This window comes from Campylobacter sp. RM19073 (genome assembly GCF_024723495.1).
GTDB lineage: Bacteria > Campylobacterota > Campylobacteria > Campylobacterales > Campylobacteraceae > Campylobacter > Campylobacter porcelli.
In genome coordinates this window covers 1-5059 of sequence record NZ_JANQCT010000040.1, presented here as the reverse complement: position 1 = coordinate 5059, position 5059 = coordinate 1, and the positions used below count along the sequence as shown (strand labels likewise).

Sequence of the window (5059 nt, the reverse complement as noted above, 5' to 3'; positions counted from 1 at the left end):
TTGAAAAAGCCTTTCAAGGTTGCTGAGCTTTCGCTCAGATTTAACAAAACAAATTTGAACCAAATAGGGTTACCCTACGAAGTAGGGACTTTAGGTGGGTCAAGGGAGCGTAGCTCCCTGTCGCAAACGGCGACTTGTTGCCGTGCGAAGTAAAAACAGCCATAAAACATATCTTTAATGCTATAATACTCTTTTACAAAATTTTAAGGTGTGGTATGAAATTTGTATTTAAAGATTATAAGCTACTAAGCCCAAGTGAGAGCTTGGAGATTTTAAGCATTAGAAATAGCAAGGCAATTAGAGATATTAGCTTAGATGGCGGTATAATCGACATACAAACTCATAAAAATTGGATTTTAAATTTACCAAATAATTCATATTTTGCGATGATTTTTAATGATGAGATTGTGGGTGGGGTTAATTTTTATAATGGTTTTTGGGGGATTTTTTATAAAAGCGGGGTGGAGCCTTTGATTAAATCAGCCTTTGCTTATCTATTTTTATCAAAAATTTTAAAAGATAGCGATTTTATCTACTCTAAGATTAAATTAAACAATCAAAACGCCCTAAGATTTAATCAATTTTTTGGCTTTGAGATAGTCAAAAGCAATGAGATCTACACTTTGGAGTTAAAAAAATCCAAATTTAACTCATTAAATAACAGGCTAATTAATAGGGTAAAATCTCTAGCAGATAGTAGCAAGGTGGAGTTTATCTAAGTTTTCTATCTTTTTTAAAGCGGTTTGTGAAGGTAATTTCATCTACGATATTTATCTTAACTGGGATTTTATACCGCTCCAATCTAGCCTTACAATGCGATTTTATCAGCTCTTTGGCATTTGATTTAGCTAGATCGCACACTACATCGCACGCCACCATCTGACCTAAAATCTCACACGGCAAAGCATATACCAAAGCATCTTTTATCTCATCTAGCTCTAAAATACAGCTCTCAACCTCGCTAGCTAGAAGTTTCTTGCCACCTACATTTATAATCTCCTTGCTTCTGCCTATGATTTTTAAAAATCCATCGCCATCTTGCTTAACTAAATCCCCACTATCAAACCACTGATTATCACTATCTAAATTCATATAGCCTAAAAACATAGTTTTTGACTTTAAAAACAGCCTTCCATCTTTGATCTTATACTCATCTGGCTTTAGCTTAAAGTATGTTGATATTGATGATTTAGAAGTGGTGGGTAAAATCCCGCTCTCGCTCGTGCCAAAAGTCTGGATAAATTTAACCTTTTTAAATATATTTTTAAGCCTAATTAGTATATTTTCGTCCATTCTCTCTGTGCCGTAGGTGATGAGCCTAAGAGAGCTTAAATCATAATTTTCATACTCCTTAGTCATTAAAAGCAAATTTAAAAAACTAGGAGTAGTAGGTAGGATATGGGCTTTGTATTTTGATATTAAATAGCATATATTTTTAGGCGAAAAATCACTGGCTATAATGAGCGTTGAGCCGCTTAATAAGCCACTTAGCAAGGTATTTATCCCGCCGATATGGTCAAATAGCAAAAATAGAATAATCCTTAATGAATTTGCCCTTTTATCTGCGAAATTTTTTACCATATTATCTAGATTGTGAATTATAGCTTTTGGCTTATTTAGGGTTCCGCTAGAAAAGATTATTAAGCCACTTTGGTTATTTAGCTCTTTGATTTTATCGTGCTTTGGTGGATTTAGGCTTTTTATATTGATTTGGCTTTTTATCTCTATTAGTTTGTTTGCGTTTGAGCTTTGTAGATACTCATCTAAATTTGGGCTATCTGGTAGTAGTGCTACTATATTTTTATTTAGATAAAGTGCGATAAACATAGCGATACTCTCAAAGCTATAAATAGCCCTTAACGCCACTATATCGCCATTTGAAAGCTCATCTTTGATTAGTGATTTATAAAGATTAATCCTATCTATAAGGTGTTGATATGAGTGTTCTTTGCCTTTGTCTATTATGGCGATTTTATCTTGATTTGATTTTAGGGCTTTTAGCATACTCCACCTAGATATATGGTTTGGGCTGTTATAAATCTGCTTTTATCACTGATTAAGAAATCAACCCCATTTTTAATATCTTCAAATTCGCAATAATCTTTTATTATCAGTTTAGATAGCAAGCTATCTAATTTATCTTTTGGTAAAGCTTTTATAAGATTGGTTTTAGTAGGGCTAACTCCTAGGGCGTTTATCCTGATACCATAATATCCAAATTCCTTAGCGCTGATTTGAGTAAATTTTTCTATGGCTGATTTCATACTAGCATAGACTGCTTCACCCTCTAAACTAAGCGGAGATGCGATACTAGAGATATTTACTATACTTCCTTTGCGATTTTTCATCATAATTTTAGCCACCTCTTTGGTAAATAAAAATGTAGTCCTAAAATTAACTCTATATATCTCATCTACCAAATCCAAATTTGTAGTGGCGATATGGTTTAGGGTGGTTGTGCCGATATTATTAATCAAAATATCTACTTTAAATTTACGCCCAATCTCTTTAATCATATCAATTACAGATTTCTCATCATTAGCATCTAATGTGTAATGATGGTAATTAGTGTGATTGATATTTGGGGTATTTCTAGAGCAGCCTATGATGGTATGACCCTCATCTAGATACAATCTAGCAAGAGCATTGCCGATGCCTTTGCTCGTGCCTGTGATGATAAAAACTCTACTCATTTAAAGACTTTTGGATATATTTAGATAGTGAGTTGATATTTATAAATGGCGAAGTTTTTTGGCTCATTGCTTTTTTATCAGATAGGCTAATATTTTTGCCAAATTTATCATATATTGCCTCTTCAAGCTCCACAACTAGCTCAAGCAGCCCAATACTATCAAATAAAGCATTAGATCTGCCAAAAATATATGAATTTTCATCTACAATAGCATCTTTTTTGATGGTTTTAATCGTTTGAATTATCAAATTTTTAATCTCTATTTGCACGCCAACCCCCCCCCATATTTGTAAAAATATGCAAAAATTAGTATTAAATTGTATTAAATTTAACCTTTACATATGTTAAAATATATAAAAATAAAAAAGGTTTATATATGAAAAATATAGTTATTTTTGGCACTGGAGCAGCCGGTAGAGCCATACATAGAGCGGTTAATGATAGGGATAATATAGTAGCTTTTATAGATAATAACAAGCAAAAGCAAGGCAGTAAATATATGGATATTCCTATTTATAGCGTTGATGAGATTGTGAAATTGGAATTTGATTATATCTATATAGGTGGGATCTGGGTCGATGAGATGGAGGCTCAGCTTGTAAATTTAGGTCTAAAAGACAAAATCAAGCTTATAGAAGATAGGGATATCTCATTTTCAACCCCTGATAGAGAGCGTTTGACTGATGAGGTTATGCGAATTTTAGATGGGTATTTTAATCAGATTAATATGGATTATTTCATTTGTAACTCTGGGCTTATATCTATATTGCGTAGCAAGGCTTTAAGCGTAGTTAGCGATGTGGATTTATATGTGTTAAAATACAGCGATCTAGAGTATTTAGCTAGGAATTTGCCTGATTTATTAGGTAGTAAGTATCAAGTAAATTTGCGTTATATCCAAGATGATGGCTTAAATCTTAAGGCTGGAGATATTAAGCGAATTACAATTACAAATAGCGATGGGGTGGTTATCGATATTGGATTATTTGATAACTATGGTAAATTCAAGGTTTGCGACTATGATGATGGGAGGTTTTTTTACTTTCCTAATGAGATTTTTGATGGTGGGCTAAAACGCTTAAATTATAAGGATTTTAGCCTAAGCGTGTTAAAAAACTACCACCAATATCTATGCTTTATGTATGGGGATAACTATATAGAAGTCCCAAAAAGATTTAGCTCAAATGACTATTTGAATTTAAAAACCAAATCCGAGCTAGATAGCCTTAATATCTAGCCACTACCCTTACGCAGACGCAACTTTCGTATTTGATGGGGGCAAATTTACTGCTCTCATCAATATAAACTATCTCAAAACCGCTATTTATCAAAGTTTGCCTTAACTCATCAAGCTCTATAAATCTACGATAATGATTATCAAATATAAATGCGTTTTTACTCACCTTCTTACCTAAGCCAAATTTCCCATCATTTACGCTTCTTGCTTCTATGGCTAAAATTCCATCGCTTTTAAGCAGATTTTTAACATTTTGTATAAAGCCACTTTGGCTACTATCATCTATAGCATGAAGTGTAAATCTACTATAGCAAATATCAAATTTATCGCTAATATCCAAAGAATTGGTAAAATCCCCACAAATCCATCTGATATTTTTATCCCTATTTTTTAGGCTGTTAATGGCGATATTTGAGCTATCAATGGCAGTTACGCTTAGATTATTCTTGGCAAAATAGAGGCTATCTCTACCATTACCACAGCCAAATTCGATTAAATTTACAACGCTTTTATTTTTTATATAATTTTCATAGATGAAATTAGCAAAAAGCGTAGGCGTGGCAATATCTTTGTGTTCGTTTTTATAAAATTCATTCCAATATAGATTATCCCTAATCACAGCTATCACCAAAATATATTAAATAGCACCACAGCCCAGACCATCACAGCTAAGCAAATAGAGATAAACACAGCCGCACTACCGCAGTCTTTAGCCACTTTGGCTAGTGGGTGAAAATCCGGACTAACAAGATCCACACACGCCTCAACAGCACTATTTAAGCACTCCATCGCAAGGATAAACAATAGGCTCACCCCAAGGATAATCATCTGCATATAACTAACTGGCAAAAACCAAATAGCAATAAACAAAGGCAAAATTATAACCACCTCAATGCGAAATGACTTCTCGCTACACCACATAGCTTTTAAGCCGCTTAATGCGTAAATTGTATTATTGTAAAAGTGATATTTTGGTTTCATCGCTCTCCTTTTAGTCGATTAGGGTGAATTTATCAATGTTGTAATTATATCTTTTTATTATTTAAATCATCTTTGAATATATAAGATATTAAATCTGAGCAAAAGCTCAGCAACCTTAGAAGGCTTTTTCAAAATTTTTAAATTCTTTT

General features: G+C 33.1%; 7 protein-coding genes. 2 read left to right on the top strand and 5 right to left on the bottom strand.

What is annotated here, in order from left to right:
* Positions 1 to 215 precede the first annotated feature (215 nt).
* Complete coding sequence (locus CSUIS19073_RS07955) at positions 216 to 719, top strand: hypothetical protein (RefSeq protein WP_086237312.1); 504 nt, start codon at positions 216 to 218, stop codon at positions 717 to 719.
* Here CSUIS19073_RS07955 and CSUIS19073_RS07950 read toward each other — a convergent pair.
* From CSUIS19073_RS07950 to CSUIS19073_RS07940, 3 genes are read right to left on the bottom strand one after another with little or no spacing between them, the layout of a single operon-like run.
* A complete protein-coding gene (locus CSUIS19073_RS07950) occupies positions 712 to 2004 on the bottom strand; it encodes an ANL family adenylate-forming protein (protein ID WP_086237311.1) in 1293 nt (430 codons plus the stop codon). The two genes, CSUIS19073_RS07955 and CSUIS19073_RS07950, sit on opposite strands and share 8 nt — an antisense overlap.
* The gene (locus tag CSUIS19073_RS07945) at positions 1998 to 2693 is read right to left on the bottom strand and encodes an SDR family NAD(P)-dependent oxidoreductase (protein WP_086242604.1); all 696 of its coding nucleotides are present in this window, start codon (positions 2691 to 2693) and stop codon (positions 1998 to 2000) included. The genes CSUIS19073_RS07950 and CSUIS19073_RS07945 overlap by 7 nt, the downstream gene beginning before the upstream one ends.
* Positions 2686 to 2961 carry a hypothetical protein gene (locus CSUIS19073_RS07940; protein WP_201789981.1) on the bottom strand — a complete coding sequence of 92 codons (276 nt, stop codon included), beginning with the start codon at positions 2959 to 2961 and terminating at the stop codon, positions 2686 to 2688. Before CSUIS19073_RS07940 ends, CSUIS19073_RS07945 begins: the two co-directional genes overlap by 8 nt.
* Before the next feature lie 107 nt (positions 2962 to 3068).
* Between CSUIS19073_RS07940 and CSUIS19073_RS07935 the strand changes: the two genes are divergently transcribed.
* The gene (locus CSUIS19073_RS07935; protein ID WP_086237309.1) at positions 3069 to 3929 is read left to right on the top strand and encodes a nucleoside-diphosphate sugar epimerase/dehydratase; all 861 of its coding nucleotides are present in this window, start codon (positions 3069 to 3071) and stop codon (positions 3927 to 3929) included.
* Here the strand turns inward: CSUIS19073_RS07935 and CSUIS19073_RS07930 are convergent.
* Both CSUIS19073_RS07930 and CSUIS19073_RS07925 read right to left on the bottom strand, forming a co-directional pair.
* On the bottom strand, positions 3919 to 4548 hold the full coding sequence (locus tag CSUIS19073_RS07930) for a class I SAM-dependent methyltransferase (RefSeq protein WP_086237308.1): 630 nt from the start codon (positions 4546 to 4548) through the stop codon (positions 3919 to 3921). The genes CSUIS19073_RS07935 and CSUIS19073_RS07930 overlap by 11 nt on opposite strands.
* A 5-nt stretch (positions 4549 to 4553) precedes the next feature.
* Entirely contained in the window at positions 4554 to 4910 is a 357-nt protein-coding gene (locus CSUIS19073_RS07925; RefSeq protein WP_086242602.1) for a diacylglycerol kinase, read from the bottom strand.
* Between the last annotated feature and the right edge of the window lie 149 nt (positions 4911 to 5059).

Bases quoted from the DNA above. Each gene is read 5' to 3' on its own strand.
- CSUIS19073_RS07955 (WP_086237312.1), top strand. From the start codon at position 216: ATGAAATTTGTATTTAAAGATTATAAGCTACTAAGCCCAAGTGAGAGC.
- CSUIS19073_RS07950 (WP_086237311.1), bottom strand. From the start codon at position 2,004: ATGCTAAAAGCCCTAAAATCAAATCAAGATAAAATCGCCATAATAGAC.
- CSUIS19073_RS07945 (WP_086242604.1), bottom strand. From the start codon at position 2,693: ATGAGTAGAGTTTTTATCATCACAGGCACGAGCAAAGGCATCGGCAAT.
- CSUIS19073_RS07935 (WP_086237309.1), top strand. From the start codon at position 3,069: ATGAAAAATATAGTTATTTTTGGCACTGGAGCAGCCGGTAGAGCCATA.
- CSUIS19073_RS07925 (WP_086242602.1), bottom strand. From the start codon at position 4,910: ATGAAACCAAAATATCACTTTTACAATAATACAATTTACGCATTAAGC.